Here is a 26,210-nt window from a genome sequence, read left to right as displayed (position 1 = left end):
AACCATGAAACGCCGTCTCGCGGCGGTGAACCTTGGCCTTGCCCGGCCTCGGTTCGCTTTGTCTGCCTTGGCTTGGATGGGAAACCCGTCCGCACTGCCGGCAATGAAGGTGTGCCTCTTTAGTAACCCCGGTCTTTGGACAACCGGAAGAGAACCAGAAAGGCCCGCACCGTCGTTGCTTCAAGGTGTCCTCGGTCTTGTGGTTGGCCACTGACCGACTGGAGGGGTTGGCTCCAGTTACCTTACCGATTGCCCTCACCATTCGAGGATCGGCGGACACCCACAGGCACGTGCGACTTTGGGCAAGCGCGATATAGGAGCGAAGGGTTTCACAATCAATAAAAATCGTAAGCGCAGGTTGTAAAATTTCTGGCATCGAACAATGTTTGTCGCACTGTATCCGGAAATCGAACGATGCCAGGAACTCAAGGACCGCTTAACGCCTTCCTCGATCTGCGCCAAATGCCTGTGGCGAATGCGGAATTGGGCCCGCTCGCCGGCCTGCGCCTTGCCGTCAAGGACATCTATGACGTCGCCGGCTACCGCACCGGCTGCGGCAACCCGCAGAGATTCGCGGAGGCGCATGCCGCCTCGCGCACGGCGCAAGCGGTGCAGACGATCCTCGATGCCGGCGCGCGATTCGTCGGCAAGACCCAAACCGACGAGCTGGCCTTCTCGCTGTTCGGCCAGAACGCGCATTTCCCTTACCCGGTCAATCCCGCCGCGCCCGAGCGCGTCACCGGCGGCTCCTCCTCCGGCTCGGCGGCCGCGGTTGCCGGCGGCCTGGCGAACATTGCCACCGGCTCCGACACCGGCGGCTCTATCCGCGCGCCGGCGAGCTTCTGCGGCCTGATCGGGCTGCGCACCACCCATGGCCGCATCCCGCTCGACGGCGCGATGAAGCTGGCGTCGAGCTTCGACACCTTCGGCTGGTTCGCCGACGACATCGAAACCTATGAGACGGTCGGCAAGCTTTTGCTCGGCCGCGATCCGCACCAGCACCCGCTCAACCGCCCGCTGTCGATCCGCTGGCTGGATGCCTTCGTCATGGGGCCAGCGGAAGCCGCCGAATATGCACGCATGAAGGCGCTGGCCGTCGGCGTCATCGGCCAGCCCGTGGAGACCGAATACGCCTTTGCCTCGTTCCCCGACGAGCTTTACTGGTGCTTTCGCCGCTTGCAGGCCTTCGAGGCCTGGCGCGAGCATGGTCCCTGGATCTCGGCCGGCGGCTGCCTGAGCCCCGGCGTCGAGGAGCGTTTCGGCTTCGGCCGCACCATCGACGCCAGGGCCGCCGCGGCCGAAGCCGCGCGCCGGCTGGCGTTCCGGGCCGAGTTCGGCGCGCTGCTCGGCGATAACGGCTTCCTCGTCCTGCCCACCGTTCCCGGCGCGGCGCCGCTCGCCGCGGGCACGCCGGAACAGTTCCAGGCCTATCGCGAAAGGGCGCTGCATCTTTTGTGCCTTTCCGGTCTTTCGGGCTTTCCGCAGATCACCTTGCCGATCGGCTCCGTCGACGGCGCACCCTTCGGCCTGTCGCTGCTCGGGCCTTCCGGCAGCGACGTTGCCCTGATACGGCTCGGCCGCAAGATTCTCGACGCGGCACGAAAGGTCTGACCATGGATACATTGACGCGCATGCGCGCCTTCATCGACGTGGTCGAGGCGGAAGGTTTTTCGGCCGCGGCGCGCAAGATCGGCCGCTCCAAGGCGCTCTTGTCGAAATATGTGCGCGAGCTGGAGGACGAGTTGGGCGCGCTGCTGCTCAACCGCACCACGCGCCAGTTCTCGCTGACCGAAGCCGGCCACACCTATTATCAGCGCGCCTCCGAAATCGTGCGCGAGGTCGACAATCTGGCCGAGGCGGTGCGCCAATCTTCCGGCGACGTTCGCGGCAGGATCAAGCTGTCGGCCGCCCGCACCTTCGCCGACGCGCCGATCGGTCAGTCGCTGGTCGACTTCGCCAGGCAGCACCCCGACATCGTGCTCGACGTCCATCTCGACGACCGCTTCGTCGACCTTGTCGAGGAAGGTTTCGACCTTGCCGTGCGCATCTCGCGGCTGGAGAATTCCTCGCTTATCGCCAGGCGGCTGGCGCCGTTTTCGGTCAGGCTTTGCGCGTCGCCGGAACTGATCGCCAAACATGGCAAGCCGACACGTCCGCAGGATCTCGCCAACATGCCCTGCATTGTCGACACCAACGGCCGCTCGCTGGCCAACTGGCGCTTCAAGGGCGAGGGCGAGGACTCCATGAGCGTCGCTGTTTCAGGCCCGATCGAGGTCAACAGCCCGATCGTGGCAAGAGCCGCCGCGCTCTCCGGTCTGGGCTTCGCCATGCTGCCGGATTTCATCGCTGCTCCCGACGTCGCGTCCGGCAACCTGGTCACCGCGCTCGACGACCGTATACCGGCCGGCACCGGCATCTTCGCCGTCTACCCGCACCGCCGCTATCTGCCGGCCAAGGTGCGTGTCTTCGTCGATTTCCTGGTGCAGTGGTTCAAGACGCGCGACACCGTCTGATGCATGTCTCCCGGACGCATGCAACGGCACGCGTCGAAAAGAAGCTGAGGCGCGTCCCAATTTCGCCCGCTTTCTGTCAACTCTGGGGCTCGCTCCCGAAATCGATGGAATCGCGGCCCGGAATGCATCTGAAACGGCAAGCAACCATGCTGGCTTCGGTCGTGGCGGCGACATTCGCAGCGGTCGAGCCGGCCGAGGTGCACCCGCATGTCTTCGCCGAGGCCCGCCTCGACGTCATCCTCAGCCAGGATCACCAAAGTGTGACGGCGCTGCGCCACCTTTGGCGCTTCGATGACCTGTTTTCGAGTACAGTGATGATGGAGTTCGACAAGAACTCCGATCTGAAGCTTGACGACAAAGAGCTCAAGGAAGTGGCCGACACCGTCCATTCCTCGCTGGCCGAGTTCAACTACTTCCAGCTCGTCACCCAGAACGGCAAGGACGTGCCGATGGTCCCGCCGCCGCATCTGATGGCGAACTTCGACAACGACCAGCTGATCATCCTGTTCGAGTCGCAGCCGAAGACGCCGATCAAGCTCGCCGGCAAGATCGACATCGGCGTCTACGATCCGACCTTCTATACGGCGATCGACTTCACCGACGACACCAACCTCACCGTCGAAGGCCTGCCCTCGACCTGTACCAAGAAGGTCATCCGGCCGGATCCGGACGAGGCGATCAAGGAAAACCAGAAGACCCTGACGGACGCGTTCTTCAACGATCCGACAGGCACCGACATGAGCAAGATCTTCGCTACCAAGCTCGAATTGGACTGCCCGCCGGAAGGATGATTTGGTGATGAAACCATCGCTGCGCGCAAGCAGGTTTCGCAAAAGTGCCCTACGGTTTTGCGATCGGAACCTGCGACAAACAAGGGAATCTAAGCGGATATTCGTGGGGCATCCCACGAATATCCGCTTAGCGCTCGTCCTGCTGGCCACCACCCTGGTGATTGCCCATTTGCCCGTCGTCGCGCACGCGCAAAGCTCGCTCGGCATCGGCACCAATGACGGCATGGCGCCAACCACCACGGGGCCGTTCGCCCATATCCTGATGTGGATCAATCTCCAGCAGCAGGGATTCTACCATTCGCTCGCCGCCGCCATGAAGGCGATGCGCCAGGACGGCAGCAAGCTCTGGCTGCTGATCGGCCTGTCCTTCGCCTACGGCATCTTCCATGCCGCCGGCCCCGGCCACGGCAAGGCGGTGATCTCCTCCTATATGATCGCCAACGAAGTCGCGCTCCGGCGCGGCATCCTGCTTTCCTTCGTCTCGGCGCTGCTGCAGGGCCTGACGGCGGTGGTCGTCATGATGCTTGCCTATTTCGTGCTGCGCGGCACCGCGATCTCGATGACCGACGCCGCCTGGTTCCTCGAAATCTCCAGCTTTGTGCTGGTCACCTTGTTCGGCGCTTGGCTGCTGTGGCGCAAGCTCGGTCCGTCGGTGCTGCGCCTGTTCGGCAGAGCGCCCGCCTACAGCCTGTCGGCGGCCCATGCCGGCCATTCGCATGGCGGGCATTCCCATGCGGGCCATTCCCACGCACATGCGCACGCCGCGCATTCCCGTAGCATGCACGTGCATGACGATCATGATCATCATGACAATTCGCATGCGCACGCCCATGATCACGGCCACCATCACGCCGCGCATGACCACGCCCATCACGACCACGGCCCGGGCGAAGTCTGCGAGACCTGCGGCCATTCGCATGCGCCGGATCCGGCAATGCTGTCGGGCGACCGCTTCGACTGGCGCACGGCCTGGTCGGCGGTCGCCGCCGTCGGCATCCGCCCCTGCTCCGGCGCGCTGATCGTGCTGAGCTTCGCGCTGCTCAACGGGCTTTGGCTCGGTGGCCTGCTGTCCGTGCTGGCGATGTCGATCGGCACCGCGATCACCGTCTCGGCGCTGGCGACGATCGCCGTGCTGGCCAAGAACTGGGCGGTCTATTTCGCCGGCGACGGACGCATCGGCAACCGCATCCATTCGATCGTCGAGATCGGTGGCGCCGCCTTCATCTTCCTGGCCGGGCTGCTGCTTCTGTCGGCCAGCCTGTCGGGCGGCGTCTGATCAAAAGCAGTGGCCGAAACTGGGTCGATCTGCGGGTCAGCTCAGCATCACCTGTATCGACAGACATCAGGTGATCTTCCCGCCCAGCTCATCCTCGATATGCGCGCGAATGATTTCGTCGAAATTCTTCTCGGCGGCAAAGCCCAGTTCCCTCGCCCGCCTGGCTTCGAACCGTGTCGGCCAGCCTTTGACGATCGCCCAGATGATCTCGTCGGGCTGCTCGCGGATCCGCTTCACGACCTCGGCGCCGGCGATGCGCTCAAGCGCCTCGATCTGCTCGCCGACGGTGACGGCGACGCCCGGCATTGTGAGGTTGCGGCGGGGTCCGACCTTGTCGCCGTCGATTTCGGCAGCATGGATGAGGAAATTGACCGCCGAGCGCGGGCTGGCATGGGTGTGCAGCACCGAGCGCGGCACCGGCAGGATTGCCTCCTGGCCAGCGAGCGGCTCGCGGATGATGCCGGAGAAGAAACTCGACGCCGCCTTGTTCGGCTTGCCGGGGCGGACGCAGATCGTCGGCAGCCGGATGCCGATGCCGTCGAAGAAGCCGCGCCGCGTATAGTCGGCGAGCAGCGCTTCGCTCATCTGCTTCTGCGTGCCGTAGGAGGTGAGCGGCGTCGGATGGAATTCGTCCGGGATGACGTCCGGAAACGGCGCGCCGAACACGGCGATCGACGAGGTGAAGACGAGGCGCGGCGCGAACGCCGCCAGCCGCACGGCGTCGAACAGGGCGCGCGTGCCGTCGAGATTGACGCGGTAGCCGAGGTCGAAATTGGCCTCCGCCTCGCCCGACACGATGCCGGCCAGATGGAAGATCACATCCGGGCGCGGAGCCACGAGAGCGGACATGGCGCCGGGCGCGGAAAGATCGCCGGTGTGGATCGAAACATCGACGCCGTCGAGCGCCGGCGCCTGCGGCGCCACGATGTCGTGCAGGTCGAGCGCCGTAATTTTTCGCCCGCGCAAGGCGCCGTCCCTGGCCAGGCGCGCGATAAGCTTGCGGCCCACCATGCCGGCGGCGCCCGTGATCAGTATTCTCATCTTCAGAGACCTTTCTTGCGCTGGCTGCGTCCGCGCAGCCACAGGACGACGAACAGTCCGACCATGAAGACCACGGCGATAACGGCCGCCAGCACCGTCGATACCTTGCCAGCGGCCAGCATGATGACCGGCAGGAAATAGGCGGCGAGGCCGAACACAACCAGTATCACCGCCGCGGCGGCCGCAGCGTTGCGGGTGTCACGGTCCATCAGCGGGCGTTCTTCATGTCGAGGCTGCTCGGTTTTGTCATCAGGCCGCGGTCAGTGATAGTGCCGGCGATCGCGTGGCACATCATGTGCGTGGTCGTGATCGTGATGATGATCGTGTTCGTCATGGCTGTCCGCGCATTGGCCGAATTCGGGTTCGACGGTGGCATGCTCGATACCGTGCTTGGCCGCAAGCCGTTTCTTGATGGCACTCACCGCTACATGCGCATCGACGCCGTCGTTCAGGCAAGCGTGCAGCGTCGCCATGTTGGAGGTGCCGTCGAGCGACCAGACATGCATGTGATGCACCTCGCGCACGCCCTTGACCGCGCCTTCGATGTCCCTGGCGATCACGTCGCGGTCGAGCCTGGCCGGCACGCCTTCGAGCAGGACGTTGGCCGCCTCGCGCATCAGCGACCATGCCGTCGACAGGATGAGCAGCGACACCAGCACCGACAGGATCGGATCGATCGGCGTCCAGCCCGTCGCCAGGATGATGATGGCGGCGACGATGGCCGCGGCCGAGCCCAGCAGATCGCCCAGCACATGCAGGATGGCGCCACGCATGTTGAGGCTCTCGCGATCACCGCCATGCAGTACGAAGAAGGAGGCGATGTTGACCAGAAGGCCTGCCACCGCGACCACCAGCATCGGCCCGCCCAGCACTGGCGCCGGGTGCATCAGCCGGCCCCAGGCCTCGTAGACGATCCAAAGCGCGATGACGAAGATGGCGATGCCGTTGGTGTAGGCGACCAGCGTCTTCACCCGGGCGAAGCCATAGGTGAGACGGCCGGTGGCAGGACGCCCGGCGAGATGAAAAGCATACCAGGCAACGGCGAGCGCGATGGCGTCAGCCAGCATGTGCCCGGCATCGGCGACCAGCGCCAGCGACCCGGTAAGCCAGCCGCCCAGCGCCTCGGCGACCATGAAGCAGGCGGTCAAACAGGTAGCGATCAGCACCCGCTTCTTGTCGGTTGAGCCATGCACATGCCCGGCGCCATGGCTGTGGCTATGACCGGCCGGGCCGTGGTCGTGCGAAGCATGGTCATGCGCCATCGCCTAACTCCTGTCTGCCGACCATGGCCCTGAAAACCGGTTTCCCGGCTCTCAGGATCATGATCTACGCGCCGAACTCGGCGCGGAAATCTTCAAGCCGCCGTTTCTGGCTTCCCTGGGCATCGAAATTTGCCGGATCGAGCCAGGCCTCATAGGCTTTTCGGAGTATCGGCCACTCCTTGTCGATGACCGAATACCACGCCGTATCGCGGTTTTCACCCTTGACCACGAAATGCTGGCGGAAGATGCCCTCGAACTTGAAGCCGAACCGCTCGGCCGCGCGCTTCGACGGCTCGTTGCGGTTGTTGCACTTCCACTCGTAACGGCGATAGCCGAGCTCGTCGAAGACGTATTTCATGAACAGGAACTGCGCTTCGGTCGCCGCCGGCTTGCGCGAGATCAACGGTCCCCAATAGATGTTGCCGATCTCGATGACGCCGTTGTTGGCATCAATGCGCATCAGCGTCTGTCGTCCGGCGACCTCGCCGCTTGCCTTGTCGATGACGGTGAAGAACAGCGGATCCTCAAGCGCTTCGGCCTTGTCGAGCCATGGCTGGAAGGCGGCGCGGCTTTTCGGCGGATAGTCCGGCAGCCATGCGAAGCGCCCATCGATATCGGCGACGGACGAGGTTTCATAGAGGCCGTCGCCATGCTTTGCCGCGCTGAACGGCTCAAGGCGCACATAACGGCCTTCGAACACCTTGCGTTCCGGCCGCGGACGCGGCTGCCAATTCTTCAGATCTTCCGACACCGGCCACTCCAATCCGTTGACTTTTACCTGCGGACCGTCACAAAAACGCTCGCTCACAGAAAGAACCACAGGGACGGGAAAAATGCTCCACACGATCGCGGCCTTCGACCGTCTCGGCGAGGAAAATGCCTTCGCGGTGCTGGCGAGGGCCACCGCGCTCGCCCATCAGGGGCGCGACATCGTCAACCTCGGCATCGGCCAACCCGACTTCAAGACGCCGCAGCACATCGTCGAGGCGGCGATCAAGGCGCTGCGTGACGGCCACCATGGCTACACGCCTGCCAACGGCCTTTTAGCCACCCGCGAGGCGGTCGTGCGCCGCACGCTGACCACCACTGGCGTCGAGGTGTCGCCCGAGAATGTGATGATCCTGCCGGGCGGCAAGCCGACGATGTTTGCCGCGATCCTGATGTTCGGCGAGGCGGGCGCCGAGATCCTCTACCCCGATCCCGGCTTTCCGATCTACCGCTCGATGATAGAGTTCACCGGCGCCACGCCGGTGCCGGTGCCGATCCGCGAGGAAAACGGCTTTGCCTTCTCGGCGGAAGAGACGCTGGCGCTGATCACGCCGAAGACCAGGCTGCTCATCCTCAACTCGCCCGCCAATCCGACCGGTGGCGTCACTCCGCGGGCCGAGATCGAGAAGCTGGTCAAGGGCCTGGAGAAGCACCCCCAGGTCGCTATCATGTCGGACGAGATCTACGACGTCATGACCTATGACGGCGAGACTCACTGCTCGCTGCTGAACTTCCCCGAAATTCGTGATCGGCTGATCGTGCTCAACGGCTGGTCGAAGACCTGGGCGATGACCGGCTGGCGCATGGGCTGGTCGATCTGGCCGAACGGCGACAAGGGAGCGCATCTCTACGACAAGGTGCGCAAGCTGGCGGTCAACTGCTGGTCCTGCGTCAACGCGCCGAGCCAGTTCGCCGGCATCGCGGCGATCGACGGCCCGCAGGACGATGTCGAGAAGATGATGCGCGCCTTCGACAACCGCAGGAAGATCGTGGTCGAGGGGCTGAACGCGCTGCCCGGCATTTCCTGCATCACGCCGAAGGGCGCCTTCTATGCCTTCCCCAACGTCTCGAAAACCGGCTGGAAGGCCAAGAAGCTCGCTTCGGCGCTGTTGGAGGATGCCGGCGTGGCGTTGATCGGCGGCCCCGATTTCGGCGTTCTCGGCGAAGGCTATATCCGGCTTTCCTATGCCAATTCCGAGGAGAACATCCTGCGCGCGCTGGAACGGACCGAGGCGTTTCTGAAAAAGTGACCCGTCGGGCGTTCACCCGCGCCCGACAAACGGCATCTTCGTCGCCATCACCGTCATGAACAGCACGTTGGCGTCGAGCGGCAGGCTCGCCATGTGCAGCACCGCATCGGCCACGCGCTCGACATCCATCACCGCTTCGGCGGCGATCGAGCCATTGGCCTGCGGCACGCCGACCGTCATCGGCTGCGCCATCTCGGTCAGTGCATTGCCGATGTCGATCTGGCCGCAGGCGATGTCGAAAGGCCGGCCGTCGAGTGCCAGCGTCTTGGTGAGCCCGGTGATCGCATGCTTGGTCGCCGTATAGGGCGCGGAGCCGGGGCGCGGCGCATAGGCCGACACCGAGCCGTTGTTGATGATACGGCCCCCCATCGGCTTCTGCCGGCGCATGGCGCCGAAGGCTGCGCGGGCGCATAGGAACGAGCCTGTGAGGTTGACGCCGACGACGTCGTTCCAGACCTCGACCGGGATTTCGTCGATCGGCGTCGACTTGTAACCCATGCCGGCATTGTTGAAGAGCAGGTCGACGCGGCCGAAGGCCTCGAGCACGGTCTCGAACATGTCGTCCACCTCGTCGGCCTTGCTGATGTCGCAGGCGATGGCCAATGCCTTGGCTTGCGTCTTCCCCGCCTCGGCGATCGCCTCCTCCAGCACTTTCTTGCGGCGGCCGCAGAACACCGTGTTCCAGCCTGCCTTGAGCAGCGCCGTCGCGACGCTCTTGCCGATGCCGGTGCCGGCGCCGGTAACGATGGCGGTCTTCTGTGCTATGGCTGTCATCGTCGTCCTCCCGGTCATGGATGGAAGAACGTGGCATCGCAAATGCCATGGGTCATGGCAAGCAGCTGTTGGTGATAAAGAAGAGGTCAACAAAAAGGGCGGCCATTGGCGACCGCCCCGATCTGAACCGCGCTTGGGAGGAGGAAAAGCCGGTCCGACTGGTTAGAATGATGCGCTTGCTGGGTTAACGAGAAGTTAACGGACGGCAAGGCGTCCCCGAAGGACGTTTACCACGCCGAATCACCACGGTGAATTGGGCGCCGTTCCCGCCGGCACCTTTGCCGCCGAAACCGTCGCCTCGACATGATCGACCAGGGCGTCCGGCAGGCCGAGGCGGCCGGCGAGCAGGTCGAGATAACCGCGCTCGGTGCGCGTGTCGGGATCGATGGTAAGCCGCGACGCGGTGTAGAGCTCGAGCTTCTGCGCATCGGTCTTGGCGCCGGCGACCAGCGTGTCGAGATCGAGCGGGCTTTCGAGCTCGGCGAGCAGGAATTTTTCCGCTTCAGCGCCGATGCCGGCGAGCTTGAGCTTGTCGGCGATCTTCCTGCGCTCGTCGTCATCGACATGGCCGTCGGCCTTCGCCGCCGAGATCATCGCCCTGACCAGCGTCAGCGTGAACTCGGCTTCGCCTTGCGGCGCCTGCGAGGGATCGAAGGCGGTATCGGCGGGCGGCGGCAGCAACTCCAGCTCGCTGGCGGCCGGCGCCTGCGCCGGCTCCTTGCCGGCCTTGTAGTTCTGATAAGCCTTGTAGGCGAGGCCTCCGATCGCCGCCAGGCCGCCGAGCTTGATGGCCGCGCCCGTCACCTGCCGGCCGGTGCCGGTGCCGAGCAGCACGGCGGCAAGCGCGCCGGCGGCGAGCGGATTGTCCTTCGCCATCTGCACCGCCTGCCCCGCCTTGTCGCGGACGGTCGATCCGGTGCCGGGAATTTGCGAGCCGAGAAGGTCGTCGAGCAGCTTCTTGGGGTCGAGCATCAGTGCCTCCAGAATTGGCCCGGCCGAAATGCGCGCGGGCACGGTTTCGGACCGGCAAGAGGTAGGCCCCGCACATTGACATTACAATGACGAGGCGAGTTTTACGCGCAAGGGCGTGTGGCTCTAGCTTCCGATATGGCGCTTAGCGCCGCGCGCTTGCGCAAGTTCGACCTGACGGTGGCGTTCGGCGTAGCGCTCGCGATCCGCATCGGATCGCGTTTCGAAGCAATGCGGGCATGAAACGCCGATCGCGTATTTCGGCGACAACCTGTCCCCGACCGTCAGCGGGTGCCGACAGGCGCGGCAGAGTTCGGCTTCGCCCTCCGCGAGACCGTGCGAGACGGACACCCGTTCGTCGAACACGAAACATTCGCCTTGCCAGAGGCTCTCCTCGGCCGGGACGTCTTCCAGATATTTCAGGATGCCGCCCTTGAGATGAAAGACGTTTTTGAGGCCGAGCGACTTCACATAGGCCGTCGCCTTCTCGCAGCGAATGCCGCCGGTGCAGAACATCGCCACCTTGCGGCCCTCGAACTCTCCACGGTGCTGCTCGATCCAGGCCGGGAATTCGCGGAAGCTGGTGGTCCTGGGATCGACCGCGCCCTGGAAAGTGCCGAGCGAAACTTCATAGGCGTTGCGCGTGTCGATCACCAAGGTATCGGCATCGGAAATCAGCGCGTTCCAGTCGGCCGGCGCGACATAGGTGCCTGCGCTCGCCGCCGGATCGATATCCTCGACGCCCATGGTGACGATCTCGCGCTTCAACCGCACCTTCATGCGGTGGAACGGCATTTCGGCGGCGCTGCTGTATTTGACTTCCAGTCCGGCAAGGCCTTCGATGGCCTCGAGGTGACACATCAGCGCGGCGATCGCCTCCTCGCTGCCGGCGATGGTGCCGTTGATGCCTTCATGCGCCAGAAGCAACGTGCCCTTGATGCCGCGCCCGCAACAGAAGGCGGCGAGTGGCGCGCACAGAGCCTCGTGTCCATCGAGCGGCGCGAATTTGTAAAGCGCCGCGACGCGGACCGGATTTTGTGTTGTCGTTGTCATGGCCATGCCATAGAGCAACTCCAGGAAAAGTGCGAAGCGGTTTTCCGTCCGGAATTGCGCAAAATTAAAGATAGAGCGGTTGCCGTTTCCAGGAAACGGCGGTCCGCTCTGGACAGCGCTGAAAGCCGTTTCAAGGCAAAGCAGGAAGGCGGCTAGGTGCGCGGCATCGCGACACGCCGGGCTTCGTGGACTTGAGCGGACCCTTCTGCTAATCGGTTGAAATCGATCGAAATGGAGACCAGCAAATGACCAGCAAGACCGAAAAGCTCCTGTCGCTTCTCAACGGTCAACCGGTCATCCCGGTGCTGAAGATCGCCAATGTCGCGGACGCGGTGCCGCTCGCTCGCGCCCTTTCGCGCGGTGGCCTGCCGGCGATCGAGATCACGCTGCGCACCGCCGACGCGCTGGAAGCGATCCGCCGCGTCGCTGCCGAGGTCGAAGAGGCGATCGTCGGCGCCGGCACCATCCTCGATGCCAAGCAGTTCGATGAAGCAGCCCGCGCCGGCTCGAAATTCATCGTCAGTCCCGGCATCACCAGCCAGCTTCTCGACGCAGCCAAGGGCAGCCCCGTGCCGCTGCTGCCCGGCGCCATCACGCCCGGCGAGATCATGGCCGCGCGTGAAGCCGGCCTGCGCTTCCTGAAATTCTTCCCGGCCGAGCAATCCGGCGGCTTCGCTTCGCTGAAGGCTTTCGCTTCGCCGCTCGCCGACGTGAAATTCTGCCCGACCGGCGGCATAACGGCCAGGAACGCCGCCGACTATCTGAGCCTGCCCAACGTCATCTGCGTCGGCGGCTCCTGGGTGGCGCCCGACGATCTCATCAAGGCCGGCAAGTGGGACGAGATCGAAGCGCTGGCGCGTGAGGCGAGCAAGCTCAAGAAGTAAATCAGCGCCCTCACCAGGGCAGCGCGCCGTTCTCGTCGAAATAGCCGCCCGTCGGCCCGCCCGGCTCCAGCGTCGCCAGCCGCACGATGATCTCGGCCGCCTGCTGCACCGTGCGGCCGCCTCTGTGCGCATTGAGGTCCGTGGCGGTGTAGCCGGGAGCGGCGGCGTTGACCATGATGCCGCGAGGCGCGAGTTCCCGGGCGAAGGACAGCGTGACGGCGTTGAGCGCGGTCTTCGAACTGCCATAGCCCATGACGTTGGGCGACTGGCTGTTGCCGGCCGCGCGCGCCAGTGATCCGAGATAGCTGCTCACCATGACGATCCGTGCAGCGGGCGCCGCCTTGAGCAGCGGCAGGAACGCCTGGGTGACCCGCACCGGACCGAAGACGTTGACGTCATAGGTGGCTTTCATCTCCGCGACACTCTCGCGGCTCGGCGGCCGCTCATAGCGGCCGTCCGGGCCAAGCGCGTCGACATAGCCGGGCGCAATGCCGGCATTGTTGACCAGTACGTCCAGGCCGGGTGCCTGCGCCGCGACTGTCTTGACCGCGGCCGCCACGCCGTCGTCGCTGATGACGTCGAGCGCAAGCCACTCGACATCTAGCCCTTCGCCGCGCAGGATTTCGGCTGCGGCTTGACCGCGCCTGGCGTCGCGGGCACCGAGCCAGACTTTGAACCCAATGGTTGCCAGCCGACGGGCGGTCTCGAGCCCGATACCTTTGTTGGCGCCGGTCACCAGCGCATTCTTTTGCGTCGTCATTCCAGGTCTCCTTCTTGGCGACCTAGATTTGGCGTCAACCGACCTGCTTCGCGCGCCGGATCCTCGCGTCCTCTTGCCTAATCCTCTCAACTGGATGCGCGGCTCCGCGTCACTCGGTTGCGCGGCTTGCATGGATCGGCAATGCTGAAACGATGAACGAAGAGCTTCAGGAATTGATCGCGATCGCCGGCCGACATGCGCGCGGACGGCGGACGAAGACGGCCATTCCGCGCGTCACGATCGGCCGCAGCGAGGTGCCGACGCCGCCGCTGCCCGAGCTTTGCCAGCCGACCACGCTGTTTGTCTTGCAGGGAACCAAAACGGTCCTGATCGGCGACCGCACGCTTGCCTACGGCGCCGGCAGCTATTTCGTCTATGCGGTTGAAACACCCGCGACCAGCCAGTTGCTCGAGGCGAGCGTCGCGCAGCCTTACCTGGCTATCGCCTTCTCGCTCGATACCGAGCTGATTGCCGGCCTGCTCATCGACCACAAGCCGGCGATCGACGGCGATAGCTTCGTGACCAATCAACTCGATGACTTGCTGCTCGACGCATGGCGCCGAATGCTGCGGCTGCTCGACAAACCAGCCGAGATTCCTGTTCTCGCGCCCATGCTCGAACGGGAGATCGCGTTCAGGCTCCTGCAAGGCCCGCAGGGCGAGAAGCTGCGTCAGCTCGCCCGTGCCGATGGCCGCCTTTCGCAAATCCGCCGCGCCACCGCCTGGATCCGCGCGCACTACAACGAACCGATCGATGTGACGCAACTGGCCGAGCTGTCGCATATGAGCAACGCCGCCTTTCATCGCCACTTCAAGGCGGCGACGGCGATGAGCCCGATCCAGTATCAAAAGCAGCTCCGCCTTCTGGAAGCGCGCCATCTGCTGATCGCGCAACCGGGCAGCGCGGCGCATATCGCCTTCACCGTCGGCTACGAAAGCGCCTCCCAGTTCAGCCGCGAATATGCGCGCCAGTTCGGATTGCCGCCCGCGCGCGACGCCGCGCGGCTCCTGGCCAGGGGCGAAGCGGCCACGCTGGAAATTGACTGAGCACTAAAAACCGGCCGGCTTGCGCCGGCCGGGATTAGTCTTGCAAACGCAACTATCTGCAGACCCTGACCTTCTCGACCACCTTGTGGTGGTGGCGCCAATGCGTCACCAGCTTGGTCACGCAATGATGTCGTCCGGTCTTGACGATCACGGTTTCGGCTTGCGAGGGAGCGACGACAGCCGATGCCGCGGCCAGCGCCAGAACTGACGCCAATACAATCTTCTTCATGAATATCCCCAGTTTGGAACGAACCCCTTTTAACCCATCATTGGGCGCGGCGCTCCAACCTCACGGTAAGTTTAGCCTGGCGTGAAGATGCGCATACCGAACGCCGACCGAGGCATTGCCATGTCTGGTTCCCGCTCATGGATTCGAACCACGATACACGCCTTCAAAGGGCGCTGTCCTACCATTAGACGAAGCGGGAAGACCTTCTGGCCTAACAGGCAGCGGCGCATGCCATGAAAGACAAAAGCCGCGCTGACGGGCCAACGCGGCTTTGCGGTGGTCACGCTGACTCGTCGCTATTTCGTTTGGAAGCGCGCGACCGAGAGGAACTTCACCGCGTTGCCGGTGAACCGGCTTGCGTCCGGCACCCCGCCATCCGCCTGGAAGCCGGCCGTATACACTTCGCTCGGCGGCGTATGCACGATGTTGTAGGCATAGCGCGGCGCTGTCGTCGGGTCGGAAACCGAGGCGATGTTGACGCCGCTGCCCAGCGCCCAGCGCGCGGCTTGCGGCGGCGCCGCCACCACCATGGCCTTGGGCCCGGGCTTCAGATCGTGGGCGGACGCCCTGCCTTCCTTGGCCGTCGTCTTCACGCCGGCGCCGATCGCCTTTGCCGGATCGGTCCCGGCCGGGAGCGCGGCGATGGCCTGACGCGGCGAGGCCGCATCGACGCCCGACGGATCGTTGAACGCGGAGCGCGGTTCCGGTTCGGTCAGCGACGCGAGCTGGTATTCGGCGCCGCCGCCATCGGCCCCGACGGTTGCATTGGCCTGTTCGAGAACGGCTTTCACCTCATCCTGCTTGCCGGGCTGCGGCCGTGCCGTCGGCAGCACCGAGAACGCGTCGGTCGCGCTCTTGTCCTGCGAAGCGGTTTCGGCCAGCGCCAGAAGCACATTCTTGTCCTTCGGCGCGAGTTCCGCCGGCGTCGAGCGGTCAGGACGCCAGGTCGGCAGCGGGATGTTGTTGACCGCCACCTGCGCCGGATCGGTGCTCGCGGCCGCCGCGGCGCTGGCTGTGCCGAACGGAACCTTGTCCGGCACGGGCGCCTGGGCCGTCGCAACCGCCTGCTCCGTCGTCGCCGAGGCATCCGCCGTGGCGAACGGCACGTTCTGCGGCGTCTGCTGGCCGACATCGACCTTCGGACGCGGCGCGAAGTCGGGCAGCGGGATTTCCTTGGGCGGCAGGGCGGCGATGATCGTCTCCGGCGTATCCTGCTGCGGCTGCTGCGAATCGTCGGCGCTGTCATCCGCGATCTGCGGGATGTTGGCGCGCTTGGCATCCTTCGGGGCGACAATCGCGATGCCCGGAAGATTGCTGTCGCGTGCCGTGGCGGCGCCGGCGACCTGGACCTGCTTCACGGCTTTCCGCTGAGGCGCCGGGGCACTTTCGTCGGCGTCGTCATCGGCCTCGTCGGCGCCGCCGCCGAACCAGGCAAAAAGGCCGCCGGAGCGCTTGGTCGAGCCGCCCGCGCTGGCCAGTTCGATGTTCGGGGTGCCGGCGCCCTTACGCGCCTGATACGCTGCCACTGCTTGCTCATATCCGGGCAACGGGCGTCCGTCGCTCGGCACATGCAGCGTCTTGCCGTTCGGGAACAGGCTGACCAGTTCCTGGCGGCTGATGCCCGGCCAATGGCGCACGTTGCCGACATCCATATGCACGAATGGCGAGCCGGAAGTCGGGTAATAGCCGACGCCGCCGCCCTGCATCTTGAGGCCGATGTTGCGCAGTTTCTTCAGCGGCACGCCGGGAATGTAGAAATCCATCGCCTTACCCAGCATGTGCTGGCTCTTCTCGGCGACGCCGCGGCTGCGCGAACGCAACAGCGCGTTGGTTGACGGCGAACGATAGCCACAGACCACTTGGATATAGTCGGTCGCGCCGCTTTCGCGATAGGCTTCCCAGACGAGATCGAGCAGCCGCGGATCCATCTTGGTCGGCTCGTTGCGGCGCCAGTCGCGCAGAATGATGTTGATCTTGCGCAGGCCTTCCGGATCGTAGCGGCCATTGCGCTTATAGACGATCTCGGCCTTCTCATGCGTGTGCAGGTGATAGAGCTTGAGCGTACGCACTTCGGCCCTGGCGCCCGACGTCACCACAGACAGGAACCCGACGGCCAAAATCACGAACGTCAGCCACCTCGGCCAGACGCTCATGTGAAAATGCCGCCCGTTTTTGTGTCGTTCGACTTTGTTCAAATCAAATGGCCTTGCAGGCTGCCGTTTGTCCCCGGATTTGACCAAACGGATGCGTCGTTTTCACATCCGAATATCGATCCTAATGGTTAATCATCGTTTATTGAAGCCGAAATGCGGTAAGACCGTGGCGATATCCCGTCAAAAATGATGCACAGCATTTCGTGGTAAACCGCTGGTTTATATTAAGAATCCGGCCTCGCCCAGAACACGATCTGTTACCGTTAGCGTTAATGCGTGATCTTCGGCAACGCCAACCGCTGAAAACCAAGCTTTTTCAGTTCAAAAGCGACAATTTGACTCGGATTTTAGGCAGGCAAGCTGGTTCGAGGCTTGCGCCTCATGAGGCAAGCCGGTCGACGCGACCAGCTTCGGGATCAATGCCATATTCCTTCAACTTGCGGTAGAGCGTCGACCGGCCGATGCCCAATCGGCGGGCGACTTCGCTCATCTGGCCGTTGTAATGGTCGATCGCAAGCTTGATCATCTCGAGCTCGACATCGGCCAACGCCCGCACATTGCCGCGCTCATCGAGCGCGCGAAGCGTTCCGAAACGCGGCTGCGGCTTCGCTGGCGCCTGGCCATCAGGCAAGCCGGCTCCCATTGCATCGGCGACAGTCTCATCCGCTTGCCGGGACGCGTCCGCAATCGTTTCGGCGACTGCGGACGCCGGTTCCGCTTCGAGATTGACCGTGCCTTCCACCTGCGCCCGGATCTGCGGGAACTCCTCCTCGGTCAGCACATCCCCCTCGGCAAGCACCGACGCGCGGAAGACCGCATTTTCCAGCTGGCGGATATTGCCGGGCCAGTCATAGGCCTGCAGCATGGCAAGCGCCGTGGCCGATATGCCGGCAAGGCGGCGGCGCGGATCGGTCGGCGCGACCTTTTCCATGAAATGCCGGACCAGGTAGGGAATGTCGTCGCGGCGGTCGCGCAGTGGCGGCACGAAGATCGGGTAGACGTTCAGCCGGTAGAACAGGTCCTCGCGGAACTTGCCGTCCTTGACCTGCTGCAGGAGGTTCCGGTGCGTGGCCGAGATCAGCCTTATATCGACCTTGACGGTCGAGCGGCCGCCGACCGGGTCGACCTCGCCTTCCTGCACGGCGCGCAGCAGTTTGACCTGGACGTCGAGCGGCAGATCGCCGATCTCGTCGAGGAACAGCGTGCCGGAGTTCGCCTCGACGAATTTGCCGGTGTGCTTGTCGGTGGCGCCGGTGAAGGAACCCTTCTCATGGCCGAACAGGATCGATTCGACGAGATTGTCAGGGATGGCGCCGCAATTGACGGTGACGAACGGTTTCGAGCGGCGGTCGCCGCTGCCCTGGATGGCGCGCGCCACCAGTTCTTTGCCGACGCCGGATTCGCCCTCGATCAGGATCGGGATGTTGGAGGCCGCCGCTTTCTGCCCAAGGCGTATCACCCGGTCCATTGCCGGGCTGCGCGTGATCATGTCCTTGAAGGTGAGATGGCCGCCGCCGCGCCGCCGCGACGCGCGCTTCATCTCGTCCTCGGCGGCTTCCACCTTGAGCGCGTTGGAGATCGCGGTCTGCAGCCTGTCGGGCGACGCCGGCTTGACGACGAAATCAAAGGCGCCGTGCCGCATCGCCGAGACGACGGTCTCGATGCCGCCTTGGGCCGTCTGCACAATGACGGGAATGTTGATGGCGCGCTCGCGCATCGCCTTCAGCACGCCGATGCCGTCGAGGCCGGGCATGACGAGATCGAGAATGACGACGGAGACCTCGCGCGCGTTCGGGCCATCGAGCGCGTCGAGGCCGGCCTCGCCGCTATCCGTGACGATCGCGCTGTGGCCGAACTTGGTCAACGCGGCCTCGACCAGCCGGCGCTGCACCGGATCGTCATCGACTATGAGTATGGAACCTGTCATGACTGTTTGAGTTGTCCGCCCGAGAAAATCCCCGTGGATCATCTTGGCACAGGGTTCTAAATAAGGTTTCAAAAAACCCGGTGAACGAATTCCTTAGGATTTGACCGGCTTCTCCTTTCCCTTTGATTCTGGCCCCTTGGTTCAAAAAAGGTATTGTTGATGCGCATGATGTTTGGTCAGCGGCTTGCGGCGGCGTCGTCCGGACAGGGCGCGGCGGAGCTCGGCGACCTGCCGGAGTGGAATCTCGCCGATCTCTATCCCGGCATGGAAGCGCCGGAGTTGAAGCGCGACATCGCCAAGGCGGCCAGCGACGCCATCGCCTTCGAGACCCGCTGGAAGGGTACGCTGGCCGCGGAAGCCGGGCGCGGCGCCGCCGGCCGGCTGGGCGAGGCACTCAAGGCCTATGAGGCGCTCGAGGAACTGATCGGCCGCATCGTTTCGTATGCCGGCCTCGTCTATGCCGGCAACACGGCCGATCCGCAGCGCGCCAAGCTCTATGGCGACGTCCAGGAAAAGATGACGGACGCCAGCGCGCATCTCCTGTTCTTCGCGCTCGAACTCAACCTGATCGACGATGCGGCGATCGAAAGCGCTTTGGCCGCCGACAAGGCCTTCGGCCACTACCGGCCCTGGGTGCTCGACCTCAGGAAGGACAAACCCTACCAGCTCGAGGCTCGCGTCGAGCAGTTGTTCCACGAAAAGTCGGTCACCGGGCGCGGCGCCTGGAACCGCCTGTTCGACGAGACGATGACCGACCTGCGCTTCGACGTCGACGGCGACGAACTGACGCTCGAGCCGGCGCTGAACCGGCTGCAGGATTCGAACGGCGAGGTGCGCCGCCGTGCCTCCGAGGCGCTTGCCGCCACGTTCCGCAAGAACCTGCGCACCTTCACGCTCATCACCAACACTTTGGCCAAGGACAAGGAAATCTCCGACCGCTGGCGCGGCTTCCAGGATATCGCCGACTCGCGCCACCTCGCCAACCGTGTCGAGCGCGATGTGGTCGATGCGCTGGCCGCGGCTGTGCGCGAGGCCTATCCGCGGCTGTCGCATCGCTATTACGCGATGAAGGCGCGCTGGCTCGGCATGGAGGTGATGAACCATTGGGACCGCAACGCGCCGCTGCCGGAAACGCCGCAGGCGGTGATCAGCTGGGACGACGCCAGGGACACGGTGCTCTCCGCGTACCAGCGCTTCTCGCCGGACATGGCCGAAATCGCCCGCGGCTTTTTCGATCGCAGATGGATCGACGCGCCGGTGCGGCCCGGCAAGTCCCCCGGCGCCTTCGCCCACCCGACGGTGCCGTCGGCGCATCCCTACGTGCTGCTCAACTACATGGGCAAGCCGCGCGATGTGATGACGCTGGCGCATGAGCTCGGCCATGGCGTGCACCAGGTGCTGGCCGCCGGCCAGGGCGCGCTGATGGCCTCGACGCCGCTGACGCTGGCCGAAACCGCCTCCGTCTTCGGCGAGATGCTGACCTTCCGCTCGCTGCTCGAGCAGACCGGCGACAAGCGCGAGCGCAAGGCCATGCTCGCCCAGAAGGTCGAGGACATGATCAACACCGTCGTGCGCCAGATCGCCTTCTACGAGTTCGAGCGCAAGGTGCATGCCGAACGCAAGAACGGCGAGCTGACCTCGGACAGGCTCGGCGAATTCTGGCTAGAAGTGCAGGCCGAGAGCCTGGGGCCGGCGATCAAGCTGCGCGAGGGATACGAGGTCTTCTGGACCTATATCCCGCATTTCATCCACTCGCCCTTCTACGTCTATGCCTATGCTTTCGGCGATTGCCTGGTGAATTCGCTCTATGCCGTCTACCAGAATGCCGAGCGCGGATTTCAGGAGAAGTATTTCGAGATGCTGCGCGCTGGCGGTACGAAGCATCACTCCGAGCTTCTTGCGCCCTTCGGCCTCGACGCCACCGATCCCGCATTCTGGCAGATCGGCCTCGGCGTGATCGGTTCGCTGATCGACGAATTGGAAGCGCTCGACAGTTGACGACAACTACGGCGCGGCATCGGTCGTAATAGTTTAGCCGGGATGCATATTAGCAAGGGTCTATTCTTGCCCTAAATAGCTGTTCTTGAATAAACTCTCCGGGCATTTTTCAACTGGCTTTCGACAAGCCATATGATAGCGTCCGGCCTCAAGCTCAGCCGGACGCATCGCGCGGCCCAAAGATGGCCTGCCGCTACGCCACGGCGAATGCGATGATGGCCGTCGGCCCGGACAAGGCCGAACGCCGATGGCTCGATTGAAGCCGGCGGTTCCGCCGACCACGGAACCTTTGACGATCCTTGGCGTGCGCTCGCCTTTCCGGGCCTCGGCCGACAGATCGGACTGGAGAGGGAAATGAGCACTTTCTTCTACATGCTCCTGGCGTTCGTTGTGGGTATCCTGGTTGGCTGGTTCATCTGGGGCCGCCTGCGCGGACAGTTCGACAGTCTGCGCGGAGATCTCGACCGCACGCGAGGCGAGCGCGACAGGCTGCGCGCCGACAGCGATCGGTTGAAGGGCGAGCTCGACGCCTGCGGCCGTGCCCGCGCCGATCTCGAAAGCCGGCTGCGCGATGCGCCTGGCGCCAAGGCCGGCGCCGACAAGGCCGCCGCGCCGGCGCCGGCGGCGCTGATGTCGACGCCCGCCGCATCGACATCGGCAAAGGCCGCCCCGGCGAAGTCGGCCGCCGCAAAGAAGCCGGCGGCCAAAGCCGCCGCGCCAAAGAAGGCGGCAGCACCCGCGGCAAAGAAAGCGGCAGCGCCGCAGGCCGCGACCGGCAAGGCCGACAATCTGCGCCGCCTCATCGGCATCGGCCCGGTCAACGAAAGGCTGCTCAAAGGCCTGGGCGTCACCACCTATGCCGAGATCGCCGCCTGGACCGCCGCCGACGTCAAACGCATCGAGGAAGTGCTCAATTTCGACGGCCGCATCGCGCGCGAAAAATGGATCGAGCAGGCGAAATTGCTGGCCGCCGGCAACGAGGCCGAATTCGCCCACCAGTTCCCGACGGCCGGAACCGCAAGCAACACCTGAGCAACCTGCCTGGTTGGCAGCAAGGCGGCGTCCTTACGGGCGCCGTCTTTATTTTGGGCCAGCCACCTTTGCGCCGCCGGACGCCGCTCCCTCGATTGCGCCACGCCAAGCCCCCATATAGAGCGGTCGACGGCGCTTTTTGTCCGCATTCGAGGCTCATGTCCCTGCCCGCAGCCATTTTCCGCAACGACGCGACCGCTCGTCAGCTGGTCTTCGACCGGCCGCGCGAGATCATCGTTGCGCCGGACGCGGAAGAGTTCATGCCCGCGCTTGAAAGGGCGCAGGCCGCATCGGACGCCGGCAAATGGCTGGCGGGCTATTTCTCCTACGAAGCCGGTTACCTGCTCGAGCCGAAACTGGTGCCGCTGCTGCCCGAAGGCCGCCGCGTGCCGTTGGTCTGCCTCGGTGTCTTCGATGCGCCTGTCGAGCAGGCGGTGCCGCAAATGCAGGCGTCAGCCAGCAACGGCCCGATCTTCGATGCCAGGGCAACATGGTCCGCCGAGGACTATGCCGGCCGCTTCGCGCGCCTTCACAACCACATCCGCAAGGGCGATTGCTACCAGGGCAACCTCACCTTCCCGGTTCATGCGCAATGGTCCGGCGATCCGCTTGCGGCCTTCGACGCGCTGACGGAACGCCAGCCGGTCAAATATGGCGCGCTGGTCTCGCTCGGCGATCCGATCGTCCTGTCGCGCTCGCCCGAATTGTTCTTCGAGATCGATGCCGGCGGCATGATCGAGACACACCCGATGAAGGGCACCGCGCCACGCGGCGCGACCAAGGCCGAGGACGCGCGGCTGAAGGCCTTCCTGCGCAACGACGAGAAGAACCAGGCCGAGAACCGGATGATCGTCGACCTTTTGCGCAACGACATCTCGCTGATCAGCGAAGTCGGCACGCTGGACGTACCGGAACTGTTCCGCATCGAGACCTATCCGACTGTGCACCAGATGGTAAGCCGCGTGCGAGCGCGGCTTTTGCCTGGCATCGGCATCCGCCAGGTCTTCGCCGCGCTCTTCCCCTGCGGCTCGATCACCGGCGCGCCGAAGATCCGCGCCATGGAAATCCTGCACGAGCTGGAAGACGCACCGCGAGAGGTCTATTGCGGCGCCATCGGCTGGATCGCGCCCGGCGGCAGGATGCGGTTTTCGGTGGCGATCCGCACCATCTCGCTCTTTGCCGATGGCGAGGCTGTCTACAATGTCGGCGGCGGCGTCGTCTTCGATTCGACCGCCGAGGAGGAATATCGGGAGTGTCTGTTGAAAGCGCGCTTCGCGACGGGAACGGTGCCGGCTTCGAACTGATCGAGACCATGCGCTGGGAGCCTGGTTCCGGCTTCCTGCGCTTCGAGCGCCATCTTGCTAGGCTTTATGCATCCGCCGCCGAACTCGGCTTCGCCTGCGATCCCGAACGGATCGGCGAAGTGCTGTCGAACACCGTTGGCGGGCACGGAACTGCCTTACGCGTGCGCCTTGCTTTGCAGCGAAATGGCGAAGCGACGGCCGCGGCTCAAGCCTACGAACCGCTGCCGGCGGACAAGGTCTGGCGGCTGCAGTTGGCGCGTATCCGTCTCGATTCCGGCGACACGCTGCTGCGCCACAAGACGAGCCGGCGCCAGATTTACACGCAGGCACGCGCCGAATATCTCGCGACCCGCGCCGACGAGGTGCTTTTGGCCAACGAGCGCGGCGAACTCTGCGAGGGCACGATCACCAATCTCTTCGCCGATTTCGGCAGCGGCCCGCTCGCCACGCCCCGCCTCGACTGCGGCCTTTTGCCTGGAATATTGCGCGGCCAGCTTCTGGACGAAGGCCGCGCCGTGGAAGCGATATACAGCTTCGACGACCTGAAGGCGGCGAAGGCGATCCTCGTCGGCAATTCGCTGCGCGGGCTGATCCCGGCGCAACTGGGCTGATTGAGCCAGGAGACAGGAACTGGATAGAAGCCAAGCGGACATGACAATTCGCCAGCCGACCCATACGCCCTATGATGGGTCTTCGAAACTCTTCACGATCGGGCTGAAGCCGCTCGAAATCGAGCGCTGGATCGAGGTCGACGAATTCCTTCTCCCGCACCTCGCCGAAAAGCAGCGGCTCTATGCCGATATCCCCGAAAAGGTCTTTGTCGAAGAGGCCGACACCCGCGATGCGCAAAGCGAAGTGCTGGCCCTGCTCAGCCCGCATCTCATCGCTAAACACCCGCGCAGCCATTGCGGCACCGGCTCGGATGTCGAGGTCATCGGCCTCGCAACCGCGACCGACCGGCTGCCGCCTACCCTACGCAACGCGCCGCTTGCAAGAGCATCCCTGCTCGTCCAGGAAGACCTGATCCTGATGCGCCGCGACGAACGCGGCTGGCGGCTCGCCGCCGGCTCGCTTTGTTTTCCCTCGTCCTGGTCGCTGCAGGAAAAATTCGGCAAGCCGTTGCAGGAAATCCATGCGCCGGTGCCTGGATTCGGACCCGGCACGCGGCCGGCCGAGCTCATCAACCGGATGTTCGACGGCCTGCAGGGCCAAACGGTCGAACGCTTCAACTGGTCGATCCAGGCCGGCGACGCGCTCTACCATCCGCTCTCGAATATCCAGCGCATCGACCGTGCCACCAACCGCCCGACGCGGTTCGCGGACGGCGACATCAACGCTCATGCCTTCATGCGCGTCGAGCGTCAGACGCTGCGCAAGTTGCCTGTCTCAAGCGACATCCTGTTCACCATCCGCATCCATCTCGATCCGCTCAAGGTGCTCGATGCCCATCCGGACCGGGCAACGCTGGCTGCATCCTTCGTGGAGCAGCTCCTGGCCCTCGACCAGCAACAACTCGACTACAAGGGCCTGACCGCCGACCGCGACCGGCTGGTTGCATTCCTCAACGGTATCGCCGGATCGGCTTAACCACGCCGCCAAACCGGCTTACCCGCGATTGGCGCTTTTCGCTGGTTTATGACAATGATCTGTGGTGTACGGCTTGGCCGTCGGGCGAAAAATGCCCGGTTTTGCGCGTGTTTGAAGGAGTGTGCGAAAAAATGGCGAATGAAAACTGGCCCGTTTACGGTGAAATCACCGGTCCCGTCGTGATGATCGGCTTCGGTTCGATCGGGCGGGGAACGCTGCCGCTGATCGAACGCCATTTCAAGTTCGACAAGTCGCGCATGACGGTCGTCGATCCGCGCGACACCGACCGCAAGCTGCTCGACGAGCGTGGCATCGCCTTCGTCCAAGATGCGGTGACCGAGAAGAATTACAAGAAGCTGCTGACGCCGCTTCTGACCAATGGTGGCGGCCAGGGCTTTTGCGTCAACCTGTCGGTCGACACCGGCTCGGTGGACCTGATGAAATTGTGCCGCAAGCTCGGCGTGCTCTACATCGACACCGTCGTCGAGCCGTGGCTCGGCTTCTATTTCGACGCCGAGGCCGACAATGCCAGCCGCACCAACTATGCGCTGCGCGAGGCGATGATCCAGGAAAAGCAGGACAAGCCCGGCGGCCCGACGGCGGTCTCTACCTGCGGCGCCAATCCCGGCATGGTCTCGTGGTTGGTCAAGAAGGCGCTGGTCAACCTCGCCACCGATCTCGGTCTCGAGTTTTCGGAGCCCGCGCAGGAAGATCGCGAGGCTTGGGCCAGGCTGATGAAGAAGGCTGGCGTCAAGGGCATCCATATCGCCGAGCGCGACACCCAGCGCACCAAGAAGCCGAAGCCGATGAACGTGTTCTGGAACACATGGTCGGTCGAAGGCTTCATCTCGGAGGGCCTGCAGCCGGCCGAGCTTGGCTGGGGCACGCATGAAAACTGGATGCCAAAGAATGGCAAGAAGCACAAGCACGGCTCCAAGGCGGCGATCTATCTGGAACAGCCAGGCGCCAACACGCGCGTGCGCTCCTGGTGCCCGACGACGGGCGCGCAATACGGCCTCCTGGTGACGCACAACGAGGCGATCTCGATCGCCGATTTCTTCACCGTGCGCTCGAAGAAGGGCAAGCTTCAATACCGCCCGACTTGCCACTACGCCTACCATCCCTGCAACGACGCCTTGCTGTCGCTGGACGAGATGTTCGGCGCCGCCGGCAAGCCGCAGCCGGTTCACCACGTGCTCGACGAGAACGAGCTGGTCGACGGCGTCGACGAGCTCGGCGTGCTGCTCTACGGCCATGACAAGAACGCCTACTGGTACGGCTCGCAGCTGTCGCTGGCCGAGGCGCGCAAGCTCGCCCCCTACCAGAACGCCACCGGCCTGCAGGTCACCTCGGCGGTGCTCGCCGGCATGGTCTGGGCGCTGGAGAATCCGACCGCTGGTATCGTGGAGGCCGACGAGATGAACTACCGGCGTTGCCTCGAAGTGCAGACGCCTTATCTCGGGCCGGTCAGGGGCTACTACACCGACTGGACGCCGCTGGACAATCGGCCGGGACTCTTCCCGGAGGACCTGGACAAGGACGATCCGTGGCAGTTCCGCAACATTCTGGTCCGATAGCGCCGGGACTGACCGG

At 64.3% G+C, this 26,210-nt stretch carries 24 protein-coding genes and 1 tRNA gene; 13 read left to right on the top strand and 12 right to left on the bottom strand.

From position 1 onward, the window contains the following. Nucleotides 1-414: 414 nt before the first annotated feature. From FJ430_RS10085 to FJ430_RS10070, 4 genes are all read left to right on the top strand, one after another. Entirely contained in the window at nt 415-1,611 is a 1,197-nt protein-coding gene (locus tag FJ430_RS10085) for an amidase (RefSeq protein ID WP_140706971.1), read from the top strand. A 2-nt stretch (nt 1,612-1,613) separates the two neighbouring features. After that, nucleotides 1,614-2,513 (top strand): LysR family transcriptional regulator, encoded by a 900-nt coding sequence (locus tag FJ430_RS10080; protein WP_140706969.1) that lies wholly within the window; start codon nt 1,614-1,616, stop codon nt 2,511-2,513. Nucleotides 2,514-2,635: 122 nt separating this feature from the next. Further along, nucleotides 2,636-3,304, top strand: coding sequence for a DUF1007 family protein (locus FJ430_RS10075; RefSeq protein WP_140642208.1), 669 nt, complete (start codon nt 2,636-2,638; stop codon nt 3,302-3,304). 103 nt (nt 3,305-3,407) lie between these two features. After that, nucleotides 3,408-4,580: a nickel/cobalt transporter gene (locus FJ430_RS10070; protein ID WP_226892128.1), complete on the top strand. Its 1,173-nt coding sequence runs from the start codon at nt 3,408-3,410 to the stop codon at nt 4,578-4,580. A gap of 66 nt (nt 4,581-4,646) precedes the next feature. Here FJ430_RS10070 and denD read toward each other — a convergent pair whose 3' ends face one another. The 4 genes from denD to FJ430_RS10050 form a co-directional block, all read right to left on the bottom strand. Further along, nucleotides 4,647-5,621 (bottom strand): D-erythronate dehydrogenase, encoded by a 975-nt coding sequence (denD, locus tag FJ430_RS10065; RefSeq protein ID WP_140706965.1) that lies wholly within the window; start codon nt 5,619-5,621, stop codon nt 4,647-4,649. A gap of 2 nt (nt 5,622-5,623) precedes the next feature. Next, on the bottom strand, nt 5,624-5,830 hold the full coding sequence (locus FJ430_RS10060) for a hypothetical protein (protein WP_140642214.1): 207 nt from the start codon (nt 5,828-5,830) through the stop codon (nt 5,624-5,626). 51 nt (nt 5,831-5,881) lie between these two features. Further along, nucleotides 5,882-6,883 (bottom strand): cation diffusion facilitator family transporter, encoded by a 1,002-nt coding sequence (locus FJ430_RS10055; RefSeq protein ID WP_140706963.1) that lies wholly within the window; start codon nt 6,881-6,883, stop codon nt 5,882-5,884. Between the two features lie 64 nt (nt 6,884-6,947). After that, entirely contained in the window at nt 6,948-7,634 is a 687-nt protein-coding gene (locus FJ430_RS10050) for a GNAT family N-acetyltransferase (RefSeq protein WP_140706961.1), read from the bottom strand. A gap of 82 nt (nt 7,635-7,716) precedes the next feature. Here FJ430_RS10050 and FJ430_RS10045 point away from each other — a divergent pair, with 82 nt between their 5' ends. Continuing rightward, a complete protein-coding gene (locus FJ430_RS10045) occupies nt 7,717-8,901 on the top strand; it encodes a pyridoxal phosphate-dependent aminotransferase (RefSeq protein WP_140706959.1) in 1,185 nt (394 codons plus the stop codon). A 12-nt stretch (nt 8,902-8,913) separates the two neighbouring features. Here the strand turns inward: FJ430_RS10045 and FJ430_RS10040 are convergent, their stop codons facing one another. The 3 genes from FJ430_RS10040 to FJ430_RS10030 form a co-directional block, all read right to left on the bottom strand. Further along, the gene (locus FJ430_RS10040) at nt 8,914-9,675 is read right to left on the bottom strand and encodes an SDR family oxidoreductase (protein ID WP_140706957.1); all 762 of its coding nucleotides are present in this window, start codon (nt 9,673-9,675) and stop codon (nt 8,914-8,916) included. 240 nt (nt 9,676-9,915) lie between these two features. After that, on the bottom strand, nt 9,916-10,647 hold the full coding sequence (locus FJ430_RS10035) for a tellurite resistance TerB family protein (RefSeq protein WP_140706955.1): 732 nt from the start codon (nt 10,645-10,647) through the stop codon (nt 9,916-9,918). A gap of 123 nt (nt 10,648-10,770) precedes the next feature. Next, nucleotides 10,771-11,697 carry a rhodanese-related sulfurtransferase gene (locus tag FJ430_RS10030; RefSeq protein ID WP_140706953.1) on the bottom strand — a complete coding sequence of 309 codons (927 nt, stop codon included), beginning with the start codon at nt 11,695-11,697 and terminating at the stop codon, nt 10,771-10,773. Nucleotides 11,698-11,942: 245 nt separating this feature from the next. Here FJ430_RS10030 and FJ430_RS10025 point away from each other — a divergent pair, with 245 nt between their 5' ends. Next, nucleotides 11,943-12,581, top strand: coding sequence for a 2-dehydro-3-deoxy-phosphogluconate aldolase (locus FJ430_RS10025; protein WP_140706951.1), 639 nt, complete (start codon nt 11,943-11,945; stop codon nt 12,579-12,581). 10 nt (nt 12,582-12,591) lie between these two features. On the opposite strand, the gene FJ430_RS10020 is transcribed toward FJ430_RS10025, so the two are convergent. Then, a complete protein-coding gene (locus FJ430_RS10020) occupies nt 12,592-13,341 on the bottom strand; it encodes an SDR family oxidoreductase (RefSeq protein ID WP_140706948.1) in 750 nt (249 codons plus the stop codon). A 152-nt stretch (nt 13,342-13,493) separates the two neighbouring features. Here FJ430_RS10020 and FJ430_RS10015 point away from each other — a divergent pair, with 152 nt between their 5' ends. Then, nucleotides 13,494-14,387, top strand: coding sequence for an AraC family transcriptional regulator (locus FJ430_RS10015; protein WP_140706946.1), 894 nt, complete (start codon nt 13,494-13,496; stop codon nt 14,385-14,387). Between the two features lie 52 nt (nt 14,388-14,439). Here the strand turns inward: FJ430_RS10015 and FJ430_RS10010 are convergent, their stop codons facing one another. The 4 genes from FJ430_RS10010 to FJ430_RS09995 all read right to left on the bottom strand — a co-directional run bounded on the left by FJ430_RS10010 (nt 14,440) and on the right by FJ430_RS09995 (nt 18,696). Next, nucleotides 14,440-14,616 (bottom strand): hypothetical protein, encoded by a 177-nt coding sequence (locus tag FJ430_RS10010; protein ID WP_181167050.1) that lies wholly within the window; start codon nt 14,614-14,616, stop codon nt 14,440-14,442. 125 nt (nt 14,617-14,741) lie between these two features. Then, nucleotides 14,742-14,815 (bottom strand) — tRNA-Gln (locus FJ430_RS10005). A 97-nt stretch (nt 14,816-14,912) separates the two neighbouring features. Beyond that, on the bottom strand, nt 14,913-16,769 hold the full coding sequence (locus FJ430_RS10000; RefSeq protein WP_140706944.1) for a DUF882 domain-containing protein: 1,857 nt from the start codon (nt 16,767-16,769) through the stop codon (nt 14,913-14,915). A gap of 379 nt (nt 16,770-17,148) precedes the next feature. Beyond that, the gene (locus FJ430_RS09995; RefSeq protein WP_140706942.1) at nt 17,149-18,696 is read right to left on the bottom strand and encodes a sigma-54-dependent transcriptional regulator; all 1,548 of its coding nucleotides are present in this window, start codon (nt 18,694-18,696) and stop codon (nt 17,149-17,151) included. Between the two features lie 159 nt (nt 18,697-18,855). Here FJ430_RS09995 and FJ430_RS09990 point away from each other — a divergent pair, with 159 nt between their 5' ends. The 6 genes from FJ430_RS09990 to FJ430_RS09965 all read left to right on the top strand — a co-directional run bounded on the left by FJ430_RS09990 (nt 18,856) and on the right by FJ430_RS09965 (nt 26,194). After that, entirely contained in the window at nt 18,856-20,694 is a 1,839-nt protein-coding gene (locus FJ430_RS09990; protein ID WP_181175469.1) for a M3 family oligoendopeptidase, read from the top strand. 354 nt (nt 20,695-21,048) lie between these two features. After that, entirely contained in the window at nt 21,049-21,726 is a 678-nt protein-coding gene (locus tag FJ430_RS09985; protein ID WP_140706940.1) for a proton-conducting membrane transporter, read from the top strand. A gap of 158 nt (nt 21,727-21,884) precedes the next feature. Beyond that, the gene (locus FJ430_RS09980) at nt 21,885-23,030 is read left to right on the top strand and encodes an aminodeoxychorismate synthase component I (protein ID WP_140642241.1); all 1,146 of its coding nucleotides are present in this window, start codon (nt 21,885-21,887) and stop codon (nt 23,028-23,030) included. Further along, nucleotides 22,979-23,641: an aminotransferase class IV family protein gene (locus FJ430_RS09975; RefSeq protein ID WP_140706938.1), complete on the top strand. Its 663-nt coding sequence runs from the start codon at nt 22,979-22,981 to the stop codon at nt 23,639-23,641. The genes FJ430_RS09980 and FJ430_RS09975 overlap by 52 nt, the downstream gene beginning before the upstream one ends. A gap of 40 nt (nt 23,642-23,681) precedes the next feature. After that, nucleotides 23,682-24,617, top strand: coding sequence for a heme-dependent oxidative N-demethylase family protein (locus FJ430_RS09970; protein ID WP_140706936.1), 936 nt, complete (start codon nt 23,682-23,684; stop codon nt 24,615-24,617). Nucleotides 24,618-24,748: 131 nt separating this feature from the next. After that, on the top strand, nt 24,749-26,194 hold the full coding sequence (locus tag FJ430_RS09965; protein ID WP_140706934.1) for a homospermidine synthase: 1,446 nt from the start codon (nt 24,749-24,751) through the stop codon (nt 26,192-26,194). Nucleotides 26,195-26,210 lie beyond the last annotated feature (16 nt).

It is taken from the genome of Mesorhizobium sp. B2-8-5, assembly GCF_006440675.2.
GTDB lineage: Bacteria > Pseudomonadota > Alphaproteobacteria > Rhizobiales > Rhizobiaceae > Mesorhizobium.
Note: the sequence above shows the minus strand (reverse complement) of the source record. Positions and strands in the feature narration are given on the sequence as shown.

What these genes read in the sequence shown, in the direction of transcription:
- FJ430_RS10085 (WP_140706971.1), top strand. Translation starts at nt 415, where the DNA reads ATGCCAGGAACTCAAGGACCGCTTAACGCCTTCCTCGATCTGCGCCAA.
- FJ430_RS10080 (WP_140706969.1), top strand. Translation starts at nt 1,614, where the DNA reads ATGGATACATTGACGCGCATGCGCGCCTTCATCGACGTGGTCGAGGCG.
- FJ430_RS10075 (WP_140642208.1), top strand. Translation starts at nt 2,636, where the DNA reads ATGCATCTGAAACGGCAAGCAACCATGCTGGCTTCGGTCGTGGCGGCG.
- denD (WP_140706965.1), bottom strand. Translation starts at nt 5,621, where the DNA reads ATGAGAATACTGATCACGGGCGCCGCCGGCATGGTGGGCCGCAAGCTT.
- FJ430_RS10060 (WP_140642214.1), bottom strand. Translation starts at nt 5,830, where the DNA reads ATGGACCGTGACACCCGCAACGCTGCGGCCGCCGCGGCGGTGATACTG.
- FJ430_RS10055 (WP_140706963.1), bottom strand. Translation starts at nt 6,883, where the DNA reads ATGGCGCATGACCATGCTTCGCACGACCACGGCCCGGCCGGTCATAGC.
- FJ430_RS10045 (WP_140706959.1), top strand. Translation starts at nt 7,717, where the DNA reads ATGCTCCACACGATCGCGGCCTTCGACCGTCTCGGCGAGGAAAATGCC.
- FJ430_RS10040 (WP_140706957.1), bottom strand. Translation starts at nt 9,675, where the DNA reads ATGACAGCCATAGCACAGAAGACCGCCATCGTTACCGGCGCCGGCACC.
- FJ430_RS10035 (WP_140706955.1), bottom strand. Translation starts at nt 10,647, where the DNA reads ATGCTCGACCCCAAGAAGCTGCTCGACGACCTTCTCGGCTCGCAAATT.
- FJ430_RS10030 (WP_140706953.1), bottom strand. Translation starts at nt 11,697, where the DNA reads ATGACAACGACAACACAAAATCCGGTCCGCGTCGCGGCGCTTTACAAA.
- FJ430_RS10025 (WP_140706951.1), top strand. Translation starts at nt 11,943, where the DNA reads ATGACCAGCAAGACCGAAAAGCTCCTGTCGCTTCTCAACGGTCAACCG.
- FJ430_RS10020 (WP_140706948.1), bottom strand. Translation starts at nt 13,341, where the DNA reads ATGACGACGCAAAAGAATGCGCTGGTGACCGGCGCCAACAAAGGTATC.
- FJ430_RS10015 (WP_140706946.1), top strand. Translation starts at nt 13,494, where the DNA reads ATGAACGAAGAGCTTCAGGAATTGATCGCGATCGCCGGCCGACATGCG.
- FJ430_RS10010 (WP_181167050.1), bottom strand. Translation starts at nt 14,616, where the DNA reads ATGAAGAAGATTGTATTGGCGTCAGTTCTGGCGCTGGCCGCGGCATCG.
- FJ430_RS10000 (WP_140706944.1), bottom strand. Translation starts at nt 16,769, where the DNA reads ATGAGCGTCTGGCCGAGGTGGCTGACGTTCGTGATTTTGGCCGTCGGG.
- FJ430_RS09995 (WP_140706942.1), bottom strand. Translation starts at nt 18,696, where the DNA reads ATGACAGGTTCCATACTCATAGTCGATGACGATCCGGTGCAGCGCCGG.
- FJ430_RS09990 (WP_181175469.1), top strand. Translation starts at nt 18,856, where the DNA reads ATGCGCATGATGTTTGGTCAGCGGCTTGCGGCGGCGTCGTCCGGACAG.
- FJ430_RS09985 (WP_140706940.1), top strand. Translation starts at nt 21,049, where the DNA reads ATGAGCACTTTCTTCTACATGCTCCTGGCGTTCGTTGTGGGTATCCTG.
- FJ430_RS09980 (WP_140642241.1), top strand. Translation starts at nt 21,885, where the DNA reads ATGTCCCTGCCCGCAGCCATTTTCCGCAACGACGCGACCGCTCGTCAG.
- FJ430_RS09970 (WP_140706936.1), top strand. Translation starts at nt 23,682, where the DNA reads ATGACAATTCGCCAGCCGACCCATACGCCCTATGATGGGTCTTCGAAA.
- FJ430_RS09965 (WP_140706934.1), top strand. Translation starts at nt 24,749, where the DNA reads ATGGCGAATGAAAACTGGCCCGTTTACGGTGAAATCACCGGTCCCGTC.